We start from the raw sequence: 26,437 nt of genomic DNA, 5'->3' as shown, positions 1-26,437 counted from the left end.
TTTGGAGAAGCTCGTTATCGAAGGTGGAAGACCTCTTACGGGAGCCATCCAGATACACGGCGCGAAAAACGCCGCATTACCAATCTTAGCAGCCTGCATCCTGGCTAGCGGCACTCACACTCTGCATAATGTTCCTAATTTGCTCGATATCGACACCATGCTGCGCATTCTTCGCGCATTGGGTTGTCGGGCCGAACAGCAGGGACACAGTGTATCCATTACAACATCCACAGCTCATTCCTCACATATCCCCGAAGAATTGATGGGACAAATGCGTTCATCTATTTTTCTTATGGGTCCGCTACTCGCTAGATTCGGCAGCGTCACTGTGTATCAACCAGGTGGCTGCGCGATCGGCGAACGTAAAATCGATTTGCACATAAAAGGTCTGCAGGCTCTTGGAGCCAACATTGAAGAATTCGCTAACAAAATTGTTTGTACAGCTGATTCGCTGCAAGGCAGCGAGATCGTGCTGGACTTTCCAAGTGTCGGAGCTACGGAAAATATTATGATGGCCGCTGTTCGGGCGGAAGGTATTACGACGATTTATAATGCAGCACGCGAGCCCGAAATTCAGGATTTGCAAAATTTCCTGAATGCCATGGGTGCTGACATCATCGGAGCGGGTACAGATACCATTACGATTCGCGGCGTTGAATCTTTGTCTCCTTGCACGTATGAAATCATACCTGACCGCATTGTTGCGGGCACCTTTCTAGTTGCAGCTGCTGCAACGAAAGGGAATATTACCTTGGAGAAGGTAAACCCGGCGCATTTGACATCCGTTATTCATGTCCTCAAGCGTGCAGGTGTTCAAATCATTACCGACGGTGATATAATACATGTAAGCTGCCCGACAAGACCTAAGGCAGTGGAACGCATCGTGACCTCACCGCATCCGTCTTTCCCTACCGATCTTCAATCGCAAGTCATGGTGCTGCTATCTCTTGCAGATGGGCTTAGTGTGATGAAAGAAACGATCTTCGAAGGCAGGTTCAAACACGTAGATGAACTGTCCCGCATGGGAGCAGATATCCGTGTGGATTTGAGTTCAGCCTTTATACGAGGCGTTCCGAGACTGTATGGAGCTACCGTTGAAGCGACTGATTTGCGAGCTGGCGCCGCACTTGTTATCGCCGGTCTGGCTGCGCATGGCACGACGATTGTTGAGCAAATTCATCATATTGATAGAGGTTATGATAGAATTGAACATATGCTTTCAAGGTTAGGAGCTTCCGTACATCGCCAAGCTCCCGTACCGAGTGAGTAGAACATGGCATGAATTCCGCGGATCCCTTCCTGATTACAGGTGGGGATACACGGCTTTCTTCATCTTGGCATCTAGATAATTTCTCTATCAAACTTTCATATGAACCTATTAGGTGGTGCCCATTTTGTCAGAAGACCGCAAAGTACCCGCGCTGCCAGCTGTCCCAAAGCCGCGTGCGCGTACCAATCGGAAGCTGCTCATTTTTTTGTTTCTCTTTTTTATAACCATTCTGGTTATTCTCTTTTTTCAGTCTTCACTTAGCCGCATAAGCACGATTGACATACAGGGAAATGAACTCATGGCATCCGATGCGATTGGACAAGCTAGTCAAGTTGCTGTAGGAGATCGCTTCTTTGCCGTAAGTTCAACGACGATCCAACAGCGTATAGCGAAATTGCCTATGATCAAAACAGCTGAAGTAAAGAAACATTTTCCTGGCGTCATCCGAATTACCGTGCAGGAGTTTCCCAAAGTTGCTTTTCAAATAGGAACTGAAGGAAGGAAGCAGGCTGTTCTGGCTGACGGTGCCGTTGTGGAGCTCGCTGCCGGAAGCAGCGTCCCTTTGGATATGCCTATTCTAACGGGGTGGACCGACGGAGATCCCAACAAAGCTGCCTTGTGCAAAGTGTTGGGAGAAATTCCGGAAAGTGCCTTGTCCGATATTTCGGAGATCAAGCCCGATCCTTCAGAATCGTATCCCGACAAGATCAAGCTTTATACGAGATCTCAATTTGAAGTGTATACAACAATTGCTTATTTGCCTGAGAAAATTGACAATCTCCCTGCTTATATAGCAAGCTTACAAGAGGATCATATTACAAGTGGTGTGATCAAAATGCTAGAGGTCGAGTATCACGTGCCTTTTGAGCCGAATGAAGAGTCCAAAAGTGAGAAAGAGGCTGGAGCAAATTCGAAGGCTGCTGCCAATTCGCCTAGTTCTTCAGCGGATACAGGCAAGGATGCAGGCAAAACAGGTGCGAAGGCCACACCGAAACCGACCCCCAAACCAACGCCAAAGGAAACCGTACGTCCTTCTTGACAAAAAAACGTTTTGTTGGACTACTCAATCCGTTAAATTAATGTTAAAATTAGATTTATGGTTAAAAAGGTATCTATTAGAACTTATTGGTGTACAAGCAACTACTAGACGAGAATTAACTCATCATTATTGACAATGATTAATTATGTTAACAACTTTTTTTCCGGCAAAAAAATGTAGAAAAAAGAGGGAATATGGCGGTTGTGTGGAATACGTATAGAAGAAATTGTGAAGAATTCACGTTAATACCCAAGTTACAGGAGGTGCCAGGGCTTGAGCAACAATGACATCATTGTTAGTTTAGACATCGGTACATCCAAGGTTCGTGCTATTATTGGGGAAGTTGTCAACGGAACCATTAATATAATAGGAGTGGGATCTGCCGAGTCAGAGGGTATTCGTAAGGGGGCAATCGTTGACATTGATCAAACAGTGAATTCGATTCGCAGCGCTGTTGATCATGCGGAACGCATGGTCGGAGTTCAAATATCCGAAGTTTATGTGGGAATTTCAGGGAATCATATCGCTCTTCAATCCAGTCATGGCGTAGTAGCTGTCTCCAATGAAGACCGAGAAATCGGTGAAGAGGATATCGATCGTGTGATTCAGGCGGCCAGAGTCATTGCATTACCTCCGGAGCGTGAAATTATTGGAGTCGTACCGAAACAATATCTCGTTGATGGACAAGAAGGAATTAATGATCCTCGCGGCATGATCGGCGTTCGCTTAGAAGTGGAAGCGACCATCATCACTGGCGCTAAGACGGGGATACATAATTTACTCCGCGTTGTGGAAAAATCTGAATTGAAGGTTGCCGGACTTATCCTGATGTCGCTTGCTTCCGGGCAGCTTGCCTTATCCAAAGATGAGAAAGCTGTTGGAACCGTTTTGGTCGATGTTGGAGCAGGAGCAGCTACCATTGCTGTTTTTGAACAAGGGAATTTACTGGCAACTTCGACAATTCAAATTGGTGGCGAATACATCAGTAATGATATATCGATTGGGCTTCGGACACAGCTTGAAATCGCAGAGAAAATAAAGCTGAAATACGGATGTGCATCGGTTGATGATTCAGCCGCCGATCAAGTGTTTAAAGTTACTAGAATGGGCAGCAATGTGGAAAAAGAGTTTTCGCAAGTCGATCTTGCGAATATCATTGAACCCCGCGTTGAAGAAATCTTTCAGATGATCCGTGCTGAAGTGCATCGTTTGGGTTATGGCGATTTAGCCGGCGGGTACGTCCTAACGGGTGGAACCGTATGTATGCCTGGCATTCTTGCCATCGCTCAAGCTGAATTGGCAACATCCGTGCGGATTGCTGTTCCGGATTTCATCGGGGTGCGCGACCCTTCTTATACAAGTGGAGTAGGCATCATTCAATTCGTCTCCAAATATATGAAAAATCGTAATTCAGGCTTCTCAAAGAAAGTAGCTACAAAATCTACAACCAAAAAATCCTCCGATAGCAATAAACCAGGTCTTCTAGAACGGGTAAAAAATTTTTTTAGTGAATTTATATAGTGAACGCAAAGTTAGGGGGATATGACTCATATGTTTGAATTTGATATGGATGTAGATCAGTTGGCTCAAATCAAAGTCATCGGTGTAGGTGGCGGCGGAAGCAATGCAGTCAACCGGATGATCGAGAACGGTGTAAAAGGCGTTGAGTTTATTACGGTTAATACCGACGCTCAAGCCTTGCACTTGGCGAAATCCGTGCATAAATTGCAAATTGGGGATAAACTTACGCGTGGTCTTGGCGCAGGTGCTAATCCTGAAGTGGGTAAAAAAGCGGCAGAAGAGTCAAGGGAGACAATTCTGAATACGCTTCGTGGAGCCGATATGGTATTCGTCACAGCTGGTATGGGTGGCGGTACAGGAACTGGCGCTGCACCGGTGATTGCAGAAATCGCCAAGGAAGTAGGCGCTTTAACAGTTGGTGTTGTAACACGTCCCTTCACTTTCGAAGGACGCAAACGTTCTTTACAAGCTGAGCAAGGCATCGCAGCTCTTAAAGAAAAAGTAGATACTTTGATTATCATTCCGAACGATCGTCTTTTGGAAATCGTAGATAAGAAGACACCTATGCTGGAAGCCTTCCGTGAAGCGGATAATGTCCTTCGTCAAGGTGTACAAGGGATTTCAGACTTGATCGCGGTACCAGGTCTTATTAACTTGGACTTTGCTGATGTCAAAACGATTATGACCGAACGCGGTTCAGCCCTTATGGGGATTGGCGTAGCTACTGGTGAGAATCGTGCGGCGGAAGCAGCCAAGAAAGCGATCTCCAGTCCGTTGCTGGAAACTTCTATCGAAGGTGCTCGCGGGGTACTTATGAACATTACGGGCGGCGTAAACCTCAGCTTGTACGAAGTCAATGAAGCAGCTGACATCGTGGCTTCTGCTTCCGATATTGAAGTTAACATGATCTTCGGAGCGGTTATCGACGATAAGCTGAAGGATGAAATTCTTGTAACTGTTATTGCCACAGGCTTCGAGCATAAAGCTCCGCCTATACATGCATCCGTGAAGCGTCCTGTATCTGGACAAGCGCCGGAAGCGCCTGCGGCCGATAATCGTTTGAATAACTTGAAGCCATTTGGCGCTCAACCTTCGAATGACCAATTAGATATTCCGACGTTTCTTCGCAATCGCGGGCGGAATACTGACAAATAGTTACACTATAGTTGTAAAGAGACCGAAGCCCTACTTCATGTAGAGGCTTCGGTTTTTTTATGTTTCAAGGCTTTTCTAGCGAATTGGACACCGCGTCAACTGACAAAAAAAGTAATAGCCTACTAGCAAGTTTAGACAGACTTTGAAATTGGATTCCCCTATACTGATTTAGAACCTTAAAGTTTTGTCAGGAAAGTGCTTAAATAAGCATCATTCATGGAGGTGAGGAAATTGTGGTCGTCTATGCGGATCTCATTTTCCTACTGAACTTTCTGATGGATGCGGCCATGCTGATCGTAACGGCTAAAACGCGGAAAATACCGTTCAAGTGGTGGAGAATCGTAGGTTCGTCGTTTTTGGGAGCCGCCTATGTCGTGATCATGTTCCTTCCTGTGCCCCTATTTCTATTTACATTTTCTGTGAAATGTATGTTCTGTATCGGTATGATTATGACAGCTTTTGGCTTTGGGTCCTTACAAAATTTACTCAGAAACCTTGGAACGTTCCTTTTAGTAAATTTTGCGGTGGCTGGCGGTATGTTCGGCATCCATTATGTACTGGCATCCTCCTCTGACGTTATGAAAGGGATTGTATTCACACAATCCGGTGTGGCTTTGTTCCAATTGAACATAGGCAGCATGCTGTTTGTCCTTGCGCTCCTAATTCCTTTGTTATGGTGGTTTAGAACCGTATTTCAAAGTACCAAGCAGCGTGAAGTCATGACAAGCTTTCTGGCAGAGATAACAATTCATGTAGGCGATTATACGGCCTCGTGCAAAGGTTTAATTGATACAGGGAATCAACTCTATGATCCTTTGACGCGCACGCCTGTAATGGTGATGGAAGTCTCGGAATGGGGCGATATCTTTCCCGAAGAGTGGCTGAAGCGAATCCGTTCAGCAGATGTTGATCAGATCATCAGCGGCTTAGGGGAGGAAGCGTTTGAATGGCAGGATCGGTTGCGACTCGTGCCGTACCGTGGGGTGAATCGGAATACCCAATTCATGCTGGCTATTAAACCCGATAAGGTGGTGATCACCCATAATGAAGTTCAAACCGAAGCGTTCAAAGTGCTTATCGGGCTCGACGGAGGTAAGCTTTGCCATGACGGCTCCTATCAAGCTATTATTCATCCTGCTTTAATTTCAGCTGTTTAGCGCATACATACGATGCAAGTTTTGCATAGCAAAACTCAGCAAATGCTTACGACGCAAGTTTTCCTACGGAAAACTCAGTAAATGCTTACGAAGTCAGTTTTGCATAGCAAAACTCTTAGGAGGAAACTAACATGTTCTTGAAGTGGAAAATGCTTTTTCAACTAGTGTATTATCGCATTCTGATGTTTTTGGGTCTTAAAGGAGAAGAAATCTATTACATTGGTGGCAGTGAAGCTTTGCCGCCGCCACTTACGAGAGAAGAAGAAGAATACTTATTGGAAAAGTTACCGTCCGGGGATGCAGCAATTCGCGCCATGCTGATCGAGCGCAACCTGAGATTGGTTGTCTATATAGCCAGGAAATTTGAGAATACTGGAATCAATATCGAGGACTTGGTCTCTATCGGCGCGATCGGCTTAATTAAAGCTGTGAACACGTTTGATCCTGAGAAGAAGATTAAGCTGGCTACTTATGCTTCCCGATGTATTGAGAATGAGATTTTGATGTATTTGCGTCGAAACAGCAAAATTCGTACAGAGGTTTCCTTTGATGAGCCCCTCAACATTGATTGGGATGGCAATGAACTTCTGCTTTCCGATGTCCTTGGAACCGAGAATGATACGATTTATCGTAACATCGAAGAGCAGGTAGATCGCAAGTTGCTGCATAAAGCGCTTGACAAGCTTAGTGAGCGTGAACGAATCATCATGGAGCTTCGGTTCGGTTTGCAAGACGGGGAGGAGAAGACGCAGAAGGACGTCGCTGACTTGCTGGGTATTTCTCAATCGTACATATCTAGGTTGGAAAAGCGAATTATTAAGCGCTTGCGCAAGGAATTTAACAAGATGGTGTAAAGATTGACGGAAGCCTGTGATGGTGTTGCCATCTGGCTTCTTTTTTTTAGATTGAAAAAATTTTTTTGACGGCTGATGTCGAAATTGTTCAGCAGTCACGGGAGGGAGCGAGTCGCAGACCTTTTGTCAAGTGCTTGGACAGGCGATCGGGCAGGAATAATTCGGTCACTCACGGGGATAATTAACAGTAATGTTTCTCCTTGGGAGGTAATCACGGTGACCCGAAATAAAGTTGAGATATGTGGTGTTGATACATCCAAACTGCCAGTTCTGACCAACGCTGAAATGCGCGAGCTGTTCACTGATTTGCAGACCAAACAGGAACGGGCAGCCAGAGAGAAATTGGTCAATGGAAACCTTAGGTTGGTTCTAAGTGTGATCCAGCGGTTCAACAATCGCGGAGAGTATGTGGACGATCTCTTCCAAGTTGGTTGTATTGGCTTGATGAAGGCCATTGATAATTTTGATTTAAGCCAAAACGTCAAATTCTCGACCTATGCTGTACCGATGATTATAGGTGAGATACGCCGCTACTTACGTGACAATAACCCGATTCGCGTTTCTCGTTCCTTGAGAGATATTGCTTACAAGGCTTTGCAAGTCAGAGACAGCTTGACGAACCAGAACTCTCGCGAACCAACGATTTATGAAATTTCTGAAGCGCTTAATGTCCCCAAAGAAGACGTCGTCTTCGCACTGGATGCTATCCAAGATCCGGTATCTTTGTTCGAACCTATTTATCACGATGGGGGAGATCCCATCTATGTGATGGATCAGATCAGCGATGAGCGGAATAAAGATATGTCCTGGATTGAAGGAATTGCGCTTCGGGAAGCGATGAGGAAACTGAATGCTCGTGAGAAAATGATCCTTTCTATGCGGTTCTTCGAAGGGAAGACGCAAATGGAGGTTGCCGATGAGATCGGCATTTCCCAAGCGCAAGTATCGCGACTTGAGAAATCAGCCATTTGTCAGATGCAGAAACATGTGAAATCGTAAAGTACTTACATAAAGACCGGATCGGCTGTGACAAGCCGTGAAGGTCTTTTTTTGAGTTTCAGGACATTTTGCCCACTCCGCACATATACTAGTACAAAATCAGTTAAAATCTATTGAGATTCGTGGTGAATGGCCTCATGAAAATATCTGATTTTCAGACGAAGGATGTCATTAATATTGTAGATGGCAAGAAGCTCGGACAAATCAGTGATTTGGAGCTTGATTTGCGTCAAGGCCGGATTGAATCGATTGTTGTGCCGAATCAGAGCCGATTTTTTGGCCTATTTGGCTCAGGGACAGATGTCATTATTCCGTGGAAACATATCGTAAAAATAGGCGCCGATGTTGTTCTTGTGAAGCTCGAAGATGCCCGTCCTTACCGTCAAACGGATGACAACGAGGGTGTCTATGAACTTAATCGGCAATCTCGCAATTGATGAATAACACACGAGCGAAGGCTGTTGCGAAGCGCAATGGCTAAGCAGATATCGTGTGTTTTTTTGTTTTGTGCTAAAGTAAAAGCAAACGGATACGTAAGGAGAGAGTGCTGTGGAACCATTCGTGAAACAGGAGAAATCGAATAGGCCCGTCCTATTTATCATAGAAAGCTGGATGGAGCAGTTCAATGAGTTGACAGTTGGTTTTACTTCCCGTCATGGCGGCGTGAGTTTGGAGCCATTCACAACGCTGAATTGTGGACTGCACGTTAACGATGTGCCGGAACATGTGGTGAGGAACCGAGAGTTAGTTGCAGAGGCGCTGGAGCAGCCCTTTGAAGCCTTTACTTATGCGGAGCAGGTACATGGCAATGAGGTGGTGATTGTAAGCCTAGAAGAGCGAGGGAGTGGCAGAGCATCCAGAGAAGCGGCCCTTCAAGCCAAGGATGGTTTCATTACGAAGGAGACGGGAATTGTGCTCTGTGCCCAATTCGCTGATTGTGTCCCTTTATTTTTCTATGATCCCATTAAGCGTGTGGTCGGCCTGGCTCATGCAGGTTGGAAAGGCACAGTGCTAAACATTTCCAAGGCTACAATAGACTTAATGACACATACTTTTGGTAGCAGTGCTTCAGACATTCGCACGGCCATTGGCCCTTCCATTGGGGCATGCTGTTATGAGGTTGACCAGTCAGTAGCTAATCGAGCAAAGGCAGTTCTTGAAGAGGTTCAAGCTGCGCCGGTAGAGCATTCAACTGTCATGGTGGCGAAAGAAAATGGGAAGTACATGCTGAATTTGCAAGAATTGAACCGAATATTGTTACAGCAAGCAGGAATTTTGTCGTCCTATATCGAAGTATCACAGTTATGTACCAGTTGTAACACAGATAAGTTCTTTTCTCATCGAAAAGAGGGCGGGGCAACAGGTAGAATGATTGCTTGGATCGGGCTCACCTAGATGTGCTGTTCAAGGAATGTGTTGAAGTGAGGTGTCTGTATTTATGAGTGTACGAAATCGAAAAGAAGCGGTTGAAGCGCGAATTGCCGCAGCATGCAAGCGGTCCGACCGACAGTTGAAAAATGTGAATGTCATAGCGGTAACGAAATATGTTTCTCTGGAAACAACTCGGAGTGTACTTGACGAAGGGTTATCCCATATTGGTGAAAATCGTTGGCAGGATGTCAAACCGAAGTGGGAAGCGCTGCATGAGCGCGGAACCTGGCATTTCATTGGGCATCTGCAGACGAACAAGGTGAAAGACGTTATCGGCAAATTTGCCTATATTCATTCCTTAGACCGGATGTCGCTTGCCAAAGAGTTGGACAAGCAGGCTGCTGTCCTTGGCTTGAAAGTAAAGTGTCTCTTGCAAGTGAATGTCTCTGGTGAAGAGTCCAAGTATGGCGTTGCGCCTGAGCAATTTTTTGAGCTAGCTGAAGAAGTTAGTAAACTGTCCCATATACATATCACCGGTTTGATGACAATGGCCCCATATGAGATGGAAGCCGATGCAACTCGTCCTGTATTTCGCGGGCTAAGAGAATTACGCGACCAATTGAATGAACGAAAACTTTTTCCTTATGAGATTAAGGACTTATCGATGGGGATGTCCGGAGATTTTGAAGTAGCGATTGAAGAAGGAGCTACTTGGGTAAGATTGGGTACTGTTCTGGTTGGAAAAGAGGAATAAGACCGTAAGTGAAAGTAAGAATAAGACAGGAGGGATTTATCGTGGGTGTTTATAACCGATTTATGAATTTTCTTGGACTGCAAGAAGAGGAAGAGATTGTAGAACGCGAACGGATTGTGGAAGCTGCCGAAGAACCTGAAACCAATCCGTATGAATTGCGTAATAAAAATAAGGCAAATGTCGTCAGCATACATTCACAGAAGAATGCGCGTGTCGTGCTTAGCGAGCCTCGAACATACGAAGAAACGCAGGACATTGCCGACCATCTTCGTTCCAGAAGAGCGGTAGTTGTCAATCTGCAGCGTGTTCGCGGCGATCAAGCAGTACGAATTGTAGATTTCTTGAGCGGAACGGTATATGCTTTGAATGGGTCTATCTCCAAACTTGGACCGAATATCTTTCTTTGTACACCAGACTCAGTCGATATTCATGGTCACATCTCCGAGATGATGGGTGAGGAATAGGCGCATATCCTAACACAGAGGTGGATGCGTACGTGGCTTACGTTCACTATTACTTAAGTATTTTGATGGAAATTTATTATTTCATGATTATTGGCTACTTGATCCTCTCTTGGTTCCCGAATGCCAGAGAAAGCTTTATCGGCGGTTTGCTTAGCAAATTGGTCGAACCGTATTTAAGTCCATTTCGCAAAATTATTCCGAGCATCGGATTTATTGATCTTTCCCCGATCGTAGCCTTGATCGCTTTGCGATTCGTTGTTATGGGGATTGCGGCAGTGCTAGATTTTATTGTAGGGATGTTTTAATCTTGCCGAAAGAACTATATGGTCATTTTCACCCTGACGAGCATCATTTTGTCGATAAAGCCTGGGATTGGATCGAGCGGGCGGCAGAGCAGCATGCTGTGAAGCTGACCGATTTTCTTGATCCCAGACAGGCTTTAATTCTAACCTCACTTGTTAACCGACATCCTGATGTCCACTGCCGTTTGGATGGCGGATACAGCGCTGCTGAACGGAAGAGAGCTTTAATAGCTCCCGATTACCGGATATTGGATGGGGAAGATATGGCGATGACGGTGTTGTCCGTTTCTTCGGGAGACGGCAAATTTCTAACTTTGGAACATGGAGATTACATGGGCGCCATTCTTGGACTCGGCATGAAGCGAGACAAGGTTGGCGATATTCACGTTATAGAGGGTGGCTGCCACTGCTTGGTTACCCAAGATGCTGCGGATTACTTGCACATGAACCTCTCCCAAGTACATAAGGTCCACGTGCAGACCGAATTGCTCCCGTTAGATAAGCTGGCACTGGCTAATGTGAATCTGGACGAACTTTCTTTATCTGTCGCTTCCATGCGGATGGACGGGATTGTCAGTGATGTCTTCCGGCTTAGCCGCGCCAAAGTATTAACCCCTATTCAAGCGGGCAGGTGCCGTGTGAACTGGAAGCTGGAAGAAGATCCAAGCAAGCCGCTCAAGGAAGGCGATATGGTGTCCCTGCAAGGATTCGGCCGTTTTAAGGTGCTGGAAGTCGAAGGCATTACGAAAAAAGGCAGAATTCGTGTGAAAATCGGCAAGTTTGCTTAGAGTGGAACATTTATCCACGAACTTTGCAGGAATTGCTTATCTTCTGTCGAACTGAACAGTATAGAGATGGGTGTAAGCGGGCTTTTTACGATGGGGCTCCGTTTATGCTTGCGAAGTCCGTTTTGCAAAGCAAAACGCTAAGGAGGGGCACTGATGGCATTAACACCGTTAGACATACATAATAAAGAATTTTCCCGCTCGTTTCGCGGTTATGATGAAGATCAGGTCAATGAATTCCTCGATCAAGTCATTAAAGATTACGAAGCGTTGATTCGCGAGAATAAGGACTTACAGAATCAAACGGTGACGCTTCAAGAGCGGTTGGATCATTTTACGAATATTGAGGATTCGCTTAGCAAAACGATCATCGTAGCGCAAGAAGCGGCGGATGAAGTAAGAAGCAATGCAAAAAAAGAAGCTCAGCTGATCTTGAAGGAAGCGGAGAAGAACGCGGACCGGATTATCAATGAATCTTTGACACGTTCCCGCAAAGTAGCCTTAGAGATTGAAGAACTGAAGAAACAGGCGTCAATCTACCGTACACGATTCCGGACGCTGCTTGAAGCCCAACTGGAGCTGCTTAATACAGAAGGCTGGCAAAGCATGCAGTTTGAGACCAAAGACGAGTAGAAATGCCCCGTAATGGAGGCCGTCTTATTGACTATGCCCAATGAATTGGGTATACTCCTGTTAAATGTATCTCAGTAAAGCTATGACTGGAACGAGTAGGTCGAGCATGCAGGGTCAGCGAATTAGGGTTATGGTGTGAGCCTAATCTCTGCAGTGTACCGAATATCCCCCAGGAGCGTCTCTTGAATGAAGTAGAGAGAAACGGGTCATGCCGTTACACATGATCGAGTGATGAAGTTGTGTTCTGCGCCTGCAAGGCGAGAGCATTAGCTTTATAACGAGGGTGGTACCGCGAGCTGAGTTTCTCGTCCCTTTTTGGGGGATGGGAGGCTTTTTTTGCGTTTTAGGCATAACAAGATCAGGGTACGATTGGAGAGGTCAACATGGATTATGGCAAAACGTTAAATCTATTACAAACCGAGTTTCCCATGCGGGGCAACCTGCCTCAGGCGGAACCGAAAATGCAGGAGCAGTGGGAAGCTGAAGATATTTATGCCAAAGTGCAGGAAAGCCGCAAGGGCAGAACTAAATTTATTTTGCATGATGGGCCTCCGTACGCCAATGGTGACATTCATATCGGACATGCGCTTAACAAAGTTCTGAAGGATGTTATCGTGCGGTTTAAAACGCTGCAAGGCTTCGACGCGCCTTATGTGCCAGGTTGGGACACACATGGGCTGCCAATTGAGCAAGTAATCACGAACAGCGGAAAAGTCGACCGTAAGAAAATGACGATTCCTGAATTCCGTGAATATTGCAAAGAATACGCGCTGCAGTCTGTTGAAAAGCAAAAAAGCCAGTTCAAACGATTAGGGATTCGCGGAGATTGGAACAGTCCCTACATCACGCTGCAACCGGATTATGAAGCGAATCAAATTCGCGTTTTTGGCAATATGGTACAGAAGGGTTACATTTATAAAGGGTTAAAACCTGTTTATTGGTCTCCATCTTCTGAAAGTGCGCTCGCTGAAGCGGAGATTGAATACAAGGAGAAAACTTCCACCTCTATTTATGTGGCTTTCCCAGTCAAAGACGGCAAAGGCAAGCTGCCGCAAGATGCAGCAATTGTCATCTGGACGACAACAGCATGGACACTTCCTGCCAATTTGGGAGTTTCGCTGCATCCGGAGTTTGAGTATGCGGTTATCCAAACTGGTGGCAAGAAATATGTACTTGCCCAAGGATTGCTGGCCTCAGCTGCCAAAGAAATAGGCTGGAGCGAATATGAAATCTTATCCACGGTGAAGGGCAGCGAACTGGAATATGTAACTTGCCAGCATCCGTTCTACGATCGAGAATCGTTAGTTATGGTTGGCGAGCACGTCACACTTGAAGCCGGTACAGGCTGTGTTCATACAGCTCCTGGACACGGGGAAGATGACTTCGCGATTGGCCAGCGTTACAATATCGGCGTTCTGTGCCCCGTTGATGACCAAGGACACTTCACAGCGGAAGCGCCAGGCTATGAAGGTGTTTTCTATGAAAAAGGCGGCAAGCAAATTATTGAGAAGCTGCAAGAGTCTGGGCTTTTACTGAAAGCGACGGATATTCAGCATCAGTATGCCCATGATTGGCGCACCAAGAAGCCGGTCATCTATCGTGCAACGGAACAATGGTTTGCATCCATTGATAAATTCAGACAAGAGATGCTGGATGAAATCAAGCAAGTGAAGTGGACGCCAGAGTGGGGCGAAGTTCGCCTGCACAATATGATCGCAGACCGCGGAGACTGGTGTATTTCGAGGCAGCGCGCGTGGGGAGTGCCAATCCCGATCTTCTATTGCCGCAGCTGCAACGAACCTCTGGTGAATGAGCAAACGATTGAACATGTTGCTCAGCTTTTCGAGAAAGAGGGCTCGAATGCCTGGTTTATCAAGGAGGAGAAGGACCTGCTTCCCGCGGGTACCCACTGTGCCAAATGTGGACATGGCGAGTTCCGCAAGGAAACGGACATCATGGATGTGTGGTTCGATTCCGGTTCCAGTCATATGGCAGTTCTGGAAGCGCGTCCTGAATTGCAATGGCCTGCAGATTTGTACTTGGAAGGCTCTGACCAATATCGTGGCTGGTTCAACTCATCTCTCATCACAGGCGTTGCGACCAAAGAGAAATCGCCTTACAAAGAGATTCTCAGCCACGGTTTCACCCTTGATGGCGAGGGACGCAAGATGTCCAAGTCCATCGGGAATACGATTGATCCGAATGCCGTCTGCGGGAAGCTGGGCGCTGATATCCTGCGTCTGTGGGTATCTTCCGTTGACTATCAATCTGATCACCGGATTTCGGATAACATTTTGAATCAAACGACGGAAGTATACCGCAAAATCCGTAATACGCTGCGTTTCTTGTTGGGGAACTTGAGTCAGTTCGATCCGGCAGCAGATCGTGTGGCGCCAGAGAATTTATCTGAGCTGGATCGGTATGCATTGATTCGTTTGAACCGCATGATTGAGAAAGTCGTAAAGGCTTATGAAGCGTATGAATTCCATGTCGTTTATCAAACGATTCATCACTTCTGTGCGGTTGAGATGAGCTCGTTCTACTTAGATATCATCAAAGATCGCTTGTATGCGAATGAAGCGCATGATCCTGCGCGTAAAGCATCCCAATCCGTGTTGTACGCCGCTTTGATCGGGATCACCAAGCTGATTTCACCGATTCTTCCGCATACGGCAGATGAAGTATGGAAGTATATCCCGGGTGTTGAGCTAAGCAGCGTGCAGCTTGCGGAGCTGCCTGAAGTGGATACTAGTTTATTCAATGAGCACTTGGAGACTAAATGGAACAGTTTCTTAAGTATCCGCGATGAAGTGTTGAAAGCTTTAGAAGAAGCGCGCAAAGAGAAAGTGATCGGAAATTCGCTTGGAGCGGCTGTACACTTATATCCGAACGAAGCAACTTCCAGCTTGCTGGCTGAGCTTAGCCAGTTGGATCAGTTGTTCATCGTATCGGCAGTTGTCGTTCATCCAGCCGGCACAGATGTGCCTGAGGGGGCTTACCAAGCGAAGGATGTTGCAATCGCGATTGCTGTTGCAGAAGGCGAGAAGTGCGAACGCTGCTGGATAGTGACCCCGGAGGTTGGGCAAAGTAAAGAATATCCGTCCTTATGTAAAAGATGTAATGACGTCGTGAGCGAACATTACCACGCCTAACAGCAAAGGAACAAACGAGCTTTCGCAGTTGGCGAAGCTCGTTTGTCCTGTTTGTTCTATCGCTGTTCGTCATCCGCGTCGGTGAGTTGTTCTGGCTCTAGAAAAGGATCGCCTTCACCGTTATGAATATAATCGCGGTATGCTTTGCTTCGCACGATTGTTACATGTTCACCGTATAAATCTGTGGCTACGAAACTTTCGAACGATTCAACATATCCTTCGTGTTCGTCAGCTTCGATGTACATTTCATTGTAGTCTTCCACGTTGGGATTTTCAGCGAAGGCAGGGGTATTGGAAGTCCCCCAGCTTTCAACAATTTGCCAAGCGTCTTCGCCATCAAATTCAGTTTCATCGTTGCGTTCATCGAAGCTAGTTCGGCCGAAAGGCGGGAAGAGCACTTGTTCCTCAACGGGTCTTCTGAAAGATTGATCAGGATCAGGCACATGTTCCAAGCTGTAAAGTGTCGTCGGAATGGCTTCAAGACGTTCGAAGGGGATCTGTTGTTTGCTAAATACACAAATCCCGTATTCACCGCTTTCCATGCGAGCCAAAGCTTCATTCACTTGTTCCAAATGCATTTCGGCATGTTCATTCAGCGAGATATCTTTCTCGCGTTCGTAGATTTCGGAAGCAATATCACCCGGATGATTGTCATACATGGAAAGCTCGCCTGTACTGTCTGAGAACGAATGGGCTAAGCCATAATGATCATTTGTGGCGAAATGTTTCTCGAGACCAAGCTTTTCCTCCAATAATTGCAAATATAATTGTTTAAGTTGCTCTTCGGTTAAATGGCTCATAGGTCGTACAGCTCCCTTCTAACAGCTGATCCATACCGTTATAATGCCGATTGAGCGCTATTTTTAGTGAGGTAATTCCTTGTAAATAAGGAACTGTTCTGGTTTGATGAATATTAGGAGGAAAAGAATGTGAAATATTATTTTTATGCGCTAATTGTATTTATCTTGGATCAAGTGTCCAAATGGTTTATTACCAAACGAATTCCGCTGGGCGAGGAACGTTCCGTCATAGGTGACTTCTTCATCATTACATCGCATCGCAACCGCGGAGCGGCATTCGGCATTTTGCAAGATCAAAGATGGTTTTTCATTGTCATTACGACGATTGTCGTCATCGGCATCATCTGGTACATTCGCAAAACGATTCGTGAAGGCAAGGTTCTGTTATCAACTGCGCTTGGTCTATTGCTGGGTGGAGCGCTTGGCAATTTCATCGACCGCGCTTTGTTCGGTGAGGTTGTGGACTTCCTTCAGTTTACATTTGATTTTAGCTTGTTTGGCAAAGCCATCTATTATATTTATCCGATTTTCAATTTAGCTGATTCAGCCATCGTGATTGGGGTTATCCTCATTTTCTTAGAATCAATCCTAGCTTGGAGAAAAGAAAAAAAAGGAGCAACACATGAACACAAATCAGACCTCGTCTGAGGCTGCAATGAATGAGATCGTTGAATGGACAGTTGAAAAAGAGTATGCCAAAGAACGTATTGATAAATTTATTACAGAAGCTTGGGAAGAAGAAGTGTCCCGCACTTTGATCCAGCAATGGGTTAAAGACGGGCACGTTAAAGTCAACGGCAAAGCGATTAAACCCAATTATAAGCTTTCTGAGCAGGATGTTATTTCGCTTCAAGTTCCGGAACCTCAAGGTGTTGAGCTGGCGGCAGAAGACATTCCGCTGAATGTTGTCTATGAAGATGCTGATCTTATTGTGATCAATAAGCAGCGTGGACTGGTTGTGCATCCGGCACCTGGGCACTACTCAGGTACGCTTGTTAATGCTCTGATGTATCATTGCAAGGATTTATCCGGTATTAACGGAGAACTGCGTCCTGGTATCGTCCATCGGATCGATAAAGATACATCCGGTCTCATCATGTCCGCCAAAAATGACAAAGCGCACGCCAGTCTGGCTGAGCAGTTAAAGGCGCATACCGTGAATCGCAAATATATCGCTTTGGTGCACGGGCATTTGCAGCATGATCAAGGAACGATCGACGCTCCGATCGGCCGTGATTCGCATGATCGTAAAATGTTTACCGTGACTGAGAAAAACAGCAAGACAGCTGTCACGCATTTCGTTGTTATTGAGCGTTTCGGTGATTTCACTTTAGTGGAATTGAAGTTGGAGACAGGAAGAACACATCAAATTCGTGTTCATATGAAATTTATCGGACATCCGCTGGTTGGCGATCCTATGTACGGGAAGAGCAAGGGGATGCTAATGAATGGACAAGCGCTCCATGCCGCTGTGCTGGGCTTTAAACACCCGCGTTCTGGGGAGTGGCTGCAATTCGAAGCGCCAATACCGGCTGACATGGATGAGCTGCTGCAAACGATACGAACAACCTAGCGGTTAGTTGAGCGGGAGAGGCGTGAAATCATATGGAGCATTTAATCAATCCTTTGGTAAGAGAGATTCAAATTTCGGGTATTCGCAAAATTTCTAATCTGGTCAGCACGATACCGGGTGCCTTGACCTTAACGATCGGACAGCCGGATTTTCCGACGCCGCGGCACATCATTGAAGCGGGTCAACGGGCTTTGGATCAAAATAAAACGGTTTACACACAGAATCCCGGCCTTCTGGAATTGCGAGAGGCTGTGGCCAATTTCGTTCATGTGAAATATGGACAAACGTATCGTCCTGCTGATGAAATTATTGTCACTGCTGGTGCAAGTCAAGCGGTGGACATTACGCTTAGGACTATTCTGACGCCGGGTGCAGAAGTCATTATTCCTGCTCCGATCTATCCAGGCTATGAACCATTAATTCGCTTGGCTGGCGGAGTTCCGGTCTATGTGGATACCCGCGAGAACGGTTTGAAATTAACAGCCGATTTGTTGGAACCCTATTTAACGGACAAAACGCGTTGTGTCATTCTTTGTTACCCGTCCAATCCGACGGGGCAAGTGCTATCAGAGAAAGAGTTGGCAGATCTGGCGCAGCTTTTGGCAGACCGTGAGCTATTCATTTTATCGGATGAAATTTATAGTGAGCTTGTTTATGGGCAGCAGCACTATTCCATTGCAACACTTGGCAAGCTGCGCGAGAAAACAATTGTGATCAATGGATTGTCCAAATCACATGCGATGACAGGCTGGCGCATTGGCTTCACCTTAGCGCCTGCCTACCTCACAGAGCATATGACGAAGGTTCACCAGTATAATGTGACCTGCGCTAGCTCCGTGAGCCAGTATGCGGCACTGGAAGCCTTGACCGTTGGCGTGGACGATGCACTCCCGATGCGCAGCGCTTATGAAGCACGTAGAGATTATGTCTATGATCGACTGGTAGCCATGGGCATTGAATTAGAAAAGCCGGATGGAGCTTTTTACTTATTCCCTTCCATCGCAAAGTTTGGACTCAGTTCCATGGATTTTACGATGAAGCTGCTGCAGGAAGAGCATGTGGCTGTCGTGCCGGGAGACGCGTTTACCTCCTTCGGAGAAGGCTTTATTCGGATATCTTACGCTTATTCCCAAGAAGTGCTTGAAGAATCGCTGAATCGGTTGGAACGATTTATCGGCAAGTTAAGATAATACAGATAAAACCTCCAATTCCACATTACGAAGTGCACCCCTTAGAATAGACATTGGAAAAACCCCAGGGTTAAACCGTTGGAAATTCTTGTAGGTATACTTTATTACGTGGGTTGGAGGTTTTTTTGGAGTGAATCATTGTGCCTCGAGCGTTCGCTTAGGACATGCAGATGGAATGCTTATTCCTCCCTAGCACGACAAGAAAGAACCTAGCCCAGAGGCTAGGTTCTTTTTAGCTGGATTTATAGGTCAGATAAGCGGTTATAGTCGTTATCGCCACATCAATCGCGCGTTCATCCGGCTCAAGCTTGGCGTGATGCAGCCCATGTGGGGTATCAACACCTAACCAGAACATGAAGCCGGGAATTTGCTCGAGGAAATAGCCGAAATCTTCGCCGGTCATCGCTTCCGTGCATTCCACGAGCGTCACATTGTCACGTTCGCGCAGCCAATCCATGAATTCCACTGTCAGTGGCGGATCATTGAACACTTGGCGATAGTTGGAACCGTAATCGATCGAAACACGGCACTCGAATGAACTCTCAACACCTGCAGCTACGGCTTCGATCCGTTTTTTGATCTTGTTCATCGAATCCGCGGATAGGGTACGAATCGTACCTTCGAGACGAGCTTTTTCGGCGATGATATTCTGCTTCGTTCCCGCTTCCATTTTGCCAATCGTAATGACGGCTGAATCGAGCGGATTCACATTGCGGGAAACGATCGTGTGCAGTTGTCCGACCATTTGGGTGGCAGCCACAATCATATCATTGGCTTGGTGCGGATAGGCAGCATGTCCGCCTTTGCCTAACAAATCAATGAACAGCTCCGACGTATTCGCGAACAAAATTTCCGGCCGTGTCGCAATGGTGCCCACGGGGTATTCTGGCGCGATATGAAGGGCTATCATCTGATCAGGCTTCCAAACCTGCAGTTCCTCCGCTGCGAGCATAGGCAGAGCGCCTCCAGGACCTTCTTCCGCAGGTTGAAACAGCACAACTAGATCATCTCGCATAGGCTGCTGCACGAAATGGGTGACAACCCCCATGCCAATCGACATGTGAAAATCATGACCGCATGCGTGCATAAAGCCAGGATGCTGAGAAGGAAAAGGAAGAGAAGTCTCTTCCTTAATGGGCAGTCCATCCATATCCGCGCGATAGCCAAAGCGCTTCGTAGGCTTCGTTCCCTTGATATACACTAGAATGCCTGTCCGCCAAGTCCGAATGGTCAAGCGCTCTTGAGGCAGCTTGGCAAGCTCGTCCAGCAGCAATTGCTGCGTCTTGAACTCCTGGAAGCCAGGCTCCGGAATTTGGTGAAGCTGGCGGCGCAGTTCGATGAAAGGGCTAAGCATGGCGAATCCCTCCAGAATCACTTACAGGGTGCGCAGATCTTGTAAAATCTCGGTTTTGGATTTCGTTTTGTCATCTACTTTCTTGATGACGCGTGCTGGTGCTCCGGCAACAACGGTGTACTCTTCTACGTCTTGCGTAACGACAGCGCCCGCAGCAACAACAGAGCCTTTACCAATGCGTACACCTTCCAAAATAACGGCATTTGCACCAACAAGCACATCATCTTCAATCACACAAGGTTGTGCGGATGGAGGTTCAATAACACCTGCAACGACTGCGCCTGCGCCAATGTGACACATTTTGCCGACTTGCGCTCTGCCGCCAAGAACAGCGTTCATGTCGATCATCGTGCCGTCGCCTACGGATGCACCGATATTAATAAGCGCGCCCATCATGATGATCGCGTTGTCTCCGATATGTACTTTATCGCGAATAACCGCACCTGGCTCAATACGTGCATTGATGTGCTTGAGATCCAACATTGGGATAGCGGAGTTGCGACGATCTGATTCTACAACGAAATCCTCGATTTGCGCTTTGTTAGCTTCCAGGATCGGCTGAATTTCGCTCCATTCACCGAAAACCACACCACTGTTGCCGGAAAGGAAGGATTGGCTGCTTTCTCCGAAGCTAATGCCTTCAAGGTTTCCTTTTACATATACTTTCACCGGAGTTTTTTTCTTGCTTTCTTTAATAAATTGGATAATTTCTAGCGTATTCATTTCGCTCATGGTGACATCTCCTTAAAATTTAGATTGACTCTCCTATATTATCAGATAGGGCGCGTTTGAGCCAATGCGTTTCATAGAAAAGCTGAAAAAGATTGCGCGAAGCGTCGAATTAGCGCATTGAGCGAGTGCGCTCGAGAGTGGTGAATGCTCGGTAAGAGTGCGCATGTGCTGGGCAAGTGCGCTGCGAGAGTACGACGAGAGCATGATAAGAGCATGACAAGAGCGTGCCAATAGAAAGACAAGAGTGTGCCAAGAGCGTTGCGAGAGCATGATAAGAGCAAGACAGGAGTAAGACAAGAGCATGACGAGAGCAAGACAAGAGCATGACAAGAGCAAGAAAAGAGTAAGACAGGAGCATGACGAGAGCAATACAAGAGTAAGACAAGAGCAAGACAAGAGCAAGACAGGAGTAAGACAAGAGCATGACAAGAGCATGATAAGAGCAAGACAAGAGTAAGACAGGAGCAAGCCTCAAGGAGCATGATAAGAACGACGGTAAGAGCGCATTGATAACGCTGAAAAACAGCGTTACAGCAGCGGAGTGGCGCCAAAGCTTAGCGTTAAGACTGAAAAACAGTCTTAACATCAGGAAATTGCTCCAGAGAGAGGCGAACCTGCATTGATAACGCTGAAAAACAGCGTTACAGCAGCGTAGGGACGCCAAAGCCTAGTGTTAAGACTGAAAAACAGTCTTAACAGCAGGGAATTGCTCCAGAGAGAGTCAAACCCACGTTGATAACGCTGAAAAACAGCGTTACAGCAGCGGAGTGGCGCCAAAGCTTAGCGTTAAGACTGAAAAACAGTCTTAACAGCAGGAAATTGCTCCAGAGAGAGGCAAACCTGCATTGATAACGCTGAAAAACAGCGTTACAGCAGCGGAGTGGCGCCAAAGCCTAGCGTTAAGACTGAAAAACAGTCTTAACAGCAGGGAATTGTGCCAGAGAGAGGCAAACCACAGAGATAACGCTGAAAAACAGCGTTACAGCAGCGTAGGGACGCCAAAGCCTAGTGTTAAGACTGAAAAACAGTCTTAACAGCAGGGAATTGCTCCAGAGAGAGGCAAACCCACGTTGATAACGCTGAAAAACAGCGTTACAGCAGCGGAGTGGCGCCAAAGCTTAGCGTTAAGACTGAAAAACAGTCTTAACATCAGGAAATTGCTCCAGAGAGAGGCAAACCTGCATTGATAACGCTGAAAAACAGCGTTACAGCAGCGGAGTGGCGCCAAAGCCTAGCGTTAAGACTGAAAAACAGTCTTAATAGCAGGAGATCGCGCCAGAGAGAGAGGCAACCTCGCGTTGATAACGCTGAAAAACAGCGTTACAGCGACGTAAGGCGCTAAAGCCTAGCCGTTGGCTAGGTACTGCATCTATCCTAAGATAAGGAACAAACAGGCAACCCTTCAGCTACCCTATTCTCAGCGTATCGCGAACCACACTATCACAGTTGGGAACCTACCGAGCAAATTTGGAGAGGGAGCCACTCAACAACACTGCACCACATTCTCAGCAAACTACGCCCACCCCCAAAACATATAAATTCTAGTGTGCAAGTCCATCACTAATCTAATAAAAAAGGACCGTCAGGATAACCCTGACAGCCCTTTTCTTAAGAAATAGCTTTTTGTGCGAATTGGCTTTTATAGAGGTCGGCATAGAAGCCTTGTTGCTCCAACAACTCTTCGTGTGTTCCTTGTTCGATGACGGTCCCTTGATTCATTACAAGGATGATATCGGCATCGCGGATGGTGGAGAGGCGGTGAGCAATTACGAAACTGGTGCGATTGGCCATAAGATTGTTCATCGCTCTTTGGATGGACACTTCCGTTCTGGTATCCACGCTGCTGGTCGCTTCGTCGAGAATCAGAATGGTTGGATCGGCGAGAATCGCGCGGGCGATGGTGAGCAATTGTTTTTGACCATGCGATAGATTGGACGCTTCCTCATTAAGGATCGTGCTGTAGCCGTCCGGCAAGGTACGGATGAAATGATCAGCATAAGCGGCGCGAGCTGCTTGAACAATGTCCTCTTCGGTCGCGCCATCGCGCCCGTATGCAATATTTTCACGTATCGTACCGTTGAATAACCAGGTGTCCTGGAGTACCATGCCGAAAAGTCCGCGTAAATGGCTGCGAGACATCTCACGTGAATTGATCCCGTCAATGGAAATAGTGCCACTATTCAATTCATAGAAGCGCATAAGCAGATTGACGATGGTCGTCTTGCCTGCTCCGGTTGGTCCGACAATCGCGACAGTTTGACCAGGCTCAACGTTGATATTCATATTTTCGATGAGCGGTGTATCCGCTTTGTAAGAAAAGGCAACCTGGTCGAACTGGACATGTCCGCGAACATTTGAAACCGTTTGGACATGATTGTTTTCTGCAACTTCCTCAGGCTCATCCAATAATTCGAAAATACGTTCTGCCGCGGCAATCGTAGATTGAATCACATTGGCAATATTGGCGACTTGGGTAATCGGCATCCCGAATTGGCCGGAATACTGGATGAAAGCTAAGATATCACCGATTTTAATGGCGCCATTGGTCACCATGATGCCACCGATTACACTGACCAGCACATAGCCGATATTTCCGATAAATGACATCAAGGGAAAAATCATCCCGGAGATGAACTGCGCTTTCCAGCCCGAATGATACAGGCGGTCGTTGATTTCATTGAATTGTTCCACCGATTTCTTCTCACGGCCAAAAGCTTTGACAATGGTATGTCCGGTGTACATTTCTTCTACATGACCGTTGAGTTGGCCTAGCGTTTGTTGCTGCCCTTTGAAATACTTTTGTGAGCGAGAGGCGATCATCTTCGTTCCCATAATGCTCAAAGGCAACGTAATAATTGTAGCTAACGTCAGCAGGGGGCTTATGGTTAACATCATAATGATGATCCCAAGCAAAGTTACGATTGACGTAATCAATTGCGTTAAGCTTTGCTGCATCGTTGAACTGATGGTATCCACATCATTGGTGGCACGACTCATCGTGTCCCCGTGGCTGTGTGCGTCAAAGAAGGAGAGCGGTACCCGAGACAGCTTGTCGCTGATCGCTTCACGCAGATTAAAGACAATTTTCTGGGTCACGCCGACCATAATCCACTGCTGAATATAGGTGAGAACTGCGCTTAACACATAGAGCGCTGCGAGAATGAGCACGATGCGAAGGATCGCATCGAAGTCGATATGAGCTCCGGCGACCCCTTTTAACTTGGCCATGGAGCCTTCATAGAGCGTAGTTGTTGCGTTGCCCATCAGTTTAGGACTAATAATGCTGAACATCGTGCTGAGCACGGAAGCGATAACTACTAGGCCAATCGGCAGCCGAAAGGGCTTCATAAAGCTGGCAAGCCGCCGTAGTGTTCCTTTGAAATCTTTGGCCTTCTGCACAGGCCGGCCCATCGCACCCATCCCGCCACGACCGAAATGAGCAGGATTGGCTGCCGGAGGGGAAGAGGGTTGATCTTTTGGTTTATCACTCATGCGATTTCCTCCTCTGACAGCTGTGAAGCGACAATTTCTTGATAAATTGCACAGGTTTTCATCAATTCAGCATGCGTTCCGATGCCGGCAATTCTGCCTTCATCCAGGACGATGATGCGGTTCGCATCCATGATCGTACTCACCCGTTGAGCGACGATAATCTTCGTCGCTTCCGCAGTTTCGGTTTTGAGCGCAGCACGGAGCTTGGCGTCCGTTTTGAAATCAAGCGCAGAGAAGCTGTCATCGAACACATAGATGTGCGGCTTGCGGGCCAGCGCGCGGGCAATCGCGAGACGCTGCTTCTGACCGCCTGACAAGTTCGTTCCGCCTTGGGCAAGCACCGCTTGGAAACCATCTTTCATTTCCGCGATAAAATCTGCCGCTTGCGCGGTAGTTGCGGCCTGATGAATTTCTTCGTCTGTTGCGTTTTCACGCCCGAAACGAATGTTATCGGCAATCGTGCCTGAGAAAAGCGCCGCTTTTTGCGGAACATAGCCGATCTGCTGTCTTAAATTTTCGATTTTTAGTTTAGGCAAAGAACTGCCAGCCACAGCGATATTGCCGGAATCTACATCATAGAAGCGCAGCAGCAGGTTGATGAGCGTCGTTTTGCCGGATCCTGTGCCTCCAATGATCGCAGTGACTTCACCGGACTCTGCGCGAAAAGAAATGTCGTGGATGGCGGCCTGCTCAGCACCAGGGTAACTGAAGGTTACGTGCTGAAATTCAATGGCAGCTTGGTTCGTGTTTAATTCTTTCGCTTCATGACTATTATGTATGTTCGATTCGAGAGCTAGAACTTCATTGATTCGCACTGCTGAGGCCGAAGCACGGGGGATCATCATGAAAATCATCGTCATCATAAACATGGAGAACATGATTTGCATGGCATATTGAATGAAAGCCATAAGATCGCCAATTTGCATTTGATTGCCGTCAATTCGAATACCGCCATACCAAAGGATGACTACGATGCCAAGATTGAATACCAGCATCATAATGGGCATCATGGTTGCCATCAAGGTGTTGACTTTCACGGCTGTAACCGTGTAGTCATGATTCGCTTTCTCGAATTTGCGTTTCTCATGCTCTCCACGATTAAAGGCGCGTATGACGCGGATTCCAGTTAAGTTTTCCCGCAGCACGAGATTAATGCCGTCAATTTTGACCTGCAGCAGTTTAAACAAAGGAAGTCCTTTGCGCATGATCACGATAATAGCCAATACAAGAATCGGAATGACTGAGATTAAGACAATAGCCAGATGTGAATCTTTGTAGGTTGCCATAATCACCCCGCCAATCAGCATGGTAGGCGCTCCGATAAACATGCGCATCATGACGATGACTTGCTGCACCTGCGCGATATCATTCGTGGTTCGTGTAATGAGGGAGGAGGTTCCGAGTTTGTCGAATTCATGCAAGGAGAAACTCTCCACATGGGTGAAAAGCGTGCGGCGCAAATCTCTGCCGAACCCAGTCGCTGTCTTAGCGAGCAAGTAACTGGCGATAATGACACACACCATAGCTCCCATGGCAACGAGCAGCATATATGCCCCGTAGCGGATAATATAGCCAATGTCTCCTTTGACTACCCCGATATCGACGATGTCGGATAGAAGCGTAGGCAGATACAGCTGTGCCAGAGACTGCAAAAGCATTAAGATAATAACAGCTGCAACTAAAAATTTGTACGGTTTCAAAAGTCGAAACAATTTGAACATAGTTTCCTCCTTGGCCGGATTGAACTCCAATTAATATGTAAATTATAACACATGCGCAAGCGCCTGCTCAAAGAGAGTTTGATAAAGGATCTTGACTTATCATGTCGAAAATGGCATAA

At 46.7% G+C, this 26,437-nt stretch carries 24 protein-coding genes and 1 other annotated feature; of the genes, 19 read left to right on the top strand and 5 right to left on the bottom strand.

Features of this window, described 5'->3' with window-relative positions; translation table 11 throughout:
* Position 1 precedes the first annotated feature (1 nt).
* From murA to ileS, 15 genes are all read left to right on the top strand, one after another.
* Complete coding sequence (gene murA, locus IEY34_RS00735) at positions 2-1,270, top strand: UDP-N-acetylglucosamine 1-carboxyvinyltransferase (protein ID WP_189006211.1); 1,269 nt, start codon at positions 2-4, stop codon at positions 1,268-1,270.
* A gap of 124 nt (positions 1,271-1,394) precedes the next feature.
* Positions 1,395-2,309 carry a cell division protein FtsQ/DivIB gene (locus IEY34_RS00730; protein ID WP_189006208.1) on the top strand — a complete coding sequence of 305 codons (915 nt, stop codon included), beginning with the start codon at positions 1,395-1,397 and terminating at the stop codon, positions 2,307-2,309.
* Positions 2,310-2,582: 273 nt separating this feature from the next.
* The gene (gene ftsA, locus IEY34_RS00725) at positions 2,583-3,830 is read left to right on the top strand and encodes a cell division protein FtsA (RefSeq protein WP_189006206.1); all 1,248 of its coding nucleotides are present in this window, start codon (positions 2,583-2,585) and stop codon (positions 3,828-3,830) included.
* 30 nt (positions 3,831-3,860) lie between these two features.
* On the top strand, positions 3,861-4,985 hold the full coding sequence (gene ftsZ / locus IEY34_RS00720) for a cell division protein FtsZ (protein WP_189006203.1): 1,125 nt from the start codon (positions 3,861-3,863) through the stop codon (positions 4,983-4,985).
* A 233-nt stretch (positions 4,986-5,218) separates the two neighbouring features.
* Positions 5,219-6,142 carry a sigma-E processing peptidase SpoIIGA gene (spoIIGA, locus tag IEY34_RS00715; protein ID WP_189006200.1) on the top strand — a complete coding sequence of 308 codons (924 nt, stop codon included), beginning with the start codon at positions 5,219-5,221 and terminating at the stop codon, positions 6,140-6,142.
* A 131-nt stretch (positions 6,143-6,273) separates the two neighbouring features.
* Positions 6,274-6,996, top strand: coding sequence for an RNA polymerase sporulation sigma factor SigE (sigE, locus tag IEY34_RS00710; RefSeq protein ID WP_189006197.1), 723 nt, complete (start codon positions 6,274-6,276; stop codon positions 6,994-6,996).
* 216 nt (positions 6,997-7,212) lie between these two features.
* The gene (gene sigG / locus IEY34_RS00705) at positions 7,213-7,995 is read left to right on the top strand and encodes an RNA polymerase sporulation sigma factor SigG (protein ID WP_189006194.1); all 783 of its coding nucleotides are present in this window, start codon (positions 7,213-7,215) and stop codon (positions 7,993-7,995) included.
* Positions 7,996-8,132: 137 nt separating this feature from the next.
* Complete coding sequence (locus IEY34_RS00700; RefSeq protein ID WP_189006191.1) at positions 8,133-8,432, top strand: YlmC/YmxH family sporulation protein; 300 nt, start codon at positions 8,133-8,135, stop codon at positions 8,430-8,432.
* A gap of 112 nt (positions 8,433-8,544) precedes the next feature.
* Positions 8,545-9,390, top strand: a complete 846-nt coding sequence (pgeF, locus tag IEY34_RS00695) for a peptidoglycan editing factor PgeF (protein ID WP_189006188.1) — start codon at positions 8,545-8,547, stop codon at positions 9,388-9,390.
* Between the two features lie 43 nt (positions 9,391-9,433).
* The gene (locus IEY34_RS00690) at positions 9,434-10,120 is read left to right on the top strand and encodes a YggS family pyridoxal phosphate-dependent enzyme (protein WP_189006185.1); all 687 of its coding nucleotides are present in this window, start codon (positions 9,434-9,436) and stop codon (positions 10,118-10,120) included.
* Positions 10,121-10,161: 41 nt separating this feature from the next.
* Entirely contained in the window at positions 10,162-10,584 is a 423-nt protein-coding gene (locus IEY34_RS00685; RefSeq protein ID WP_189006182.1) for a cell division protein SepF, read from the top strand.
* 32 nt (positions 10,585-10,616) lie between these two features.
* A complete protein-coding gene (locus IEY34_RS00680; protein WP_229757398.1) occupies positions 10,617-10,889 on the top strand; it encodes a YggT family protein in 273 nt (90 codons plus the stop codon).
* A 2-nt stretch (positions 10,890-10,891) separates the two neighbouring features.
* Positions 10,892-11,674: a YlmH family RNA-binding protein gene (locus IEY34_RS00675; RefSeq protein WP_373291135.1), complete on the top strand. Its 783-nt coding sequence runs from the start codon at positions 10,892-10,894 to the stop codon at positions 11,672-11,674.
* Positions 11,675-11,827: 153 nt separating this feature from the next.
* Positions 11,828-12,304, top strand: a complete 477-nt coding sequence (locus tag IEY34_RS00670) for a DivIVA domain-containing protein (RefSeq protein WP_189006178.1) — start codon at positions 11,828-11,830, stop codon at positions 12,302-12,304.
* Between the two features lie 73 nt (positions 12,305-12,377).
* Positions 12,378-12,620: a binding site (T-box leader), on the top strand.
* A gap of 67 nt (positions 12,621-12,687) precedes the next feature.
* Entirely contained in the window at positions 12,688-15,456 is a 2,769-nt protein-coding gene (gene ileS, locus IEY34_RS00665; protein ID WP_189006175.1) for an isoleucine--tRNA ligase, read from the top strand.
* Between the two features lie 56 nt (positions 15,457-15,512).
* Here ileS and IEY34_RS00660 read toward each other — a convergent pair whose 3' ends face one another.
* A complete protein-coding gene (locus IEY34_RS00660; RefSeq protein ID WP_189006173.1) occupies positions 15,513-16,256 on the bottom strand; it encodes a TraR/DksA C4-type zinc finger protein in 744 nt (247 codons plus the stop codon).
* 129 nt (positions 16,257-16,385) lie between these two features.
* On the opposite strand from IEY34_RS00660, the gene lspA reads away from it, so the two are divergent.
* Genes lspA through IEY34_RS00645 form a run of 3 tightly spaced genes read left to right on the top strand, consistent with a single transcriptional unit; the run spans position 16,386 to position 19,019 of the window.
* Positions 16,386-16,904: a signal peptidase II gene (gene lspA, locus IEY34_RS00655; protein WP_189006170.1), complete on the top strand. Its 519-nt coding sequence runs from the start codon at positions 16,386-16,388 to the stop codon at positions 16,902-16,904.
* The gene (locus IEY34_RS00650) at positions 16,879-17,829 is read left to right on the top strand and encodes an RluA family pseudouridine synthase (protein WP_189006167.1); all 951 of its coding nucleotides are present in this window, start codon (positions 16,879-16,881) and stop codon (positions 17,827-17,829) included. Before lspA ends, IEY34_RS00650 begins: the two co-directional genes overlap by 26 nt.
* 32 nt (positions 17,830-17,861) lie before the next feature.
* Positions 17,862-19,019, top strand: a complete 1,158-nt coding sequence (locus tag IEY34_RS00645; protein WP_189006163.1) for an aminotransferase A — start codon at positions 17,862-17,864, stop codon at positions 19,017-19,019.
* Positions 19,020-19,251: 232 nt separating this feature from the next.
* On the opposite strand, the gene IEY34_RS00640 is transcribed toward IEY34_RS00645, so the two are convergent.
* The gene (locus tag IEY34_RS00640) at positions 19,252-20,373 is read right to left on the bottom strand and encodes an N-acetyldiaminopimelate deacetylase (RefSeq protein ID WP_189006160.1); all 1,122 of its coding nucleotides are present in this window, start codon (positions 20,371-20,373) and stop codon (positions 19,252-19,254) included.
* 21 nt (positions 20,374-20,394) lie between these two features.
* Complete coding sequence (dapD, locus tag IEY34_RS00635; protein WP_189006157.1) at positions 20,395-21,105, bottom strand: 2,3,4,5-tetrahydropyridine-2,6-dicarboxylate N-acetyltransferase; 711 nt, start codon at positions 21,103-21,105, stop codon at positions 20,395-20,397.
* A 301-nt stretch (positions 21,106-21,406) separates the two neighbouring features.
* Here dapD and IEY34_RS00630 point away from each other — a divergent pair, with 301 nt between their 5' ends.
* Positions 21,407-21,562 carry a hypothetical protein gene (locus tag IEY34_RS00630; RefSeq protein ID WP_189006155.1) on the top strand — a complete coding sequence of 52 codons (156 nt, stop codon included), beginning with the start codon at positions 21,407-21,409 and terminating at the stop codon, positions 21,560-21,562.
* Positions 21,563-22,713: 1,151 nt separating this feature from the next.
* On the opposite strand, the gene IEY34_RS00625 is transcribed toward IEY34_RS00630, so the two are convergent.
* Both IEY34_RS00625 and IEY34_RS00620 read right to left on the bottom strand, forming a co-directional pair.
* Complete coding sequence (locus IEY34_RS00625; protein WP_189006152.1) at positions 22,714-24,597, bottom strand: ABC transporter ATP-binding protein; 1,884 nt, start codon at positions 24,595-24,597, stop codon at positions 22,714-22,716.
* On the bottom strand, positions 24,594-26,318 hold the full coding sequence (locus IEY34_RS00620) for an ABC transporter ATP-binding protein (protein WP_189006149.1): 1,725 nt from the start codon (positions 26,316-26,318) through the stop codon (positions 24,594-24,596). Before IEY34_RS00620 ends, IEY34_RS00625 begins: the two co-directional genes overlap by 4 nt.
* Positions 26,319-26,437: the final 119 nt, after the last annotated feature.

The sequence above is a fragment of the Paenibacillus marchantiophytorum genome, from assembly GCF_014640555.1.
GTDB lineage: Bacteria > Bacillota > Bacilli > Paenibacillales > NBRC-103111 > Paenibacillus_E > Paenibacillus_E marchantiophytorum.
Note: the sequence above shows the minus strand (reverse complement) of the source record. Positions and strands in the feature narration are given on the sequence as shown.

Bases quoted from the DNA above. Each gene is read 5' to 3' on its own strand.
- ftsZ (WP_189006203.1), top strand. From the start codon at position 3,861: ATGTTTGAATTTGATATGGATGTAGATCAGTTGGCTCAAATCAAAGTC.
- IEY34_RS00625 (WP_189006152.1), bottom strand. From the start codon at position 24,597: ATGAGTGATAAACCAAAAGATCAACCCTCTTCCCCTCCGGCAGCCAAT.
- IEY34_RS00640 (WP_189006160.1), bottom strand. From the start codon at position 20,373: ATGCTTAGCCCTTTCATCGAACTGCGCCGCCAGCTTCACCAAATTCCG.
- ileS (WP_189006175.1), top strand. From the start codon at position 12,688: ATGGATTATGGCAAAACGTTAAATCTATTACAAACCGAGTTTCCCATG.
- IEY34_RS00650 (WP_189006167.1), top strand. From the start codon at position 16,879: ATGAACACAAATCAGACCTCGTCTGAGGCTGCAATGAATGAGATCGTT.
- IEY34_RS00670 (WP_189006178.1), top strand. From the start codon at position 11,828: ATGGCATTAACACCGTTAGACATACATAATAAAGAATTTTCCCGCTCG.
- IEY34_RS00630 (WP_189006155.1), top strand. From the start codon at position 21,407: ATGACGAGAGCAAGACAAGAGCATGACAAGAGCAAGAAAAGAGTAAGA.
- IEY34_RS00660 (WP_189006173.1), bottom strand. From the start codon at position 16,256: ATGAGCCATTTAACCGAAGAGCAACTTAAACAATTATATTTGCAATTA.
- IEY34_RS00645 (WP_189006163.1), top strand. From the start codon at position 17,862: ATGGAGCATTTAATCAATCCTTTGGTAAGAGAGATTCAAATTTCGGGT.
- dapD (WP_189006157.1), bottom strand. From the start codon at position 21,105: ATGAGCGAAATGAATACGCTAGAAATTATCCAATTTATTAAAGAAAGC.
- sigE (WP_189006197.1), top strand. From the start codon at position 6,274: ATGTTCTTGAAGTGGAAAATGCTTTTTCAACTAGTGTATTATCGCATT.
- IEY34_RS00690 (WP_189006185.1), top strand. From the start codon at position 9,434: ATGAGTGTACGAAATCGAAAAGAAGCGGTTGAAGCGCGAATTGCCGCA.
- IEY34_RS00620 (WP_189006149.1), bottom strand. From the start codon at position 26,318: ATGTTCAAATTGTTTCGACTTTTGAAACCGTACAAATTTTTAGTTGCA.
- IEY34_RS00700 (WP_189006191.1), top strand. From the start codon at position 8,133: ATGAAAATATCTGATTTTCAGACGAAGGATGTCATTAATATTGTAGAT.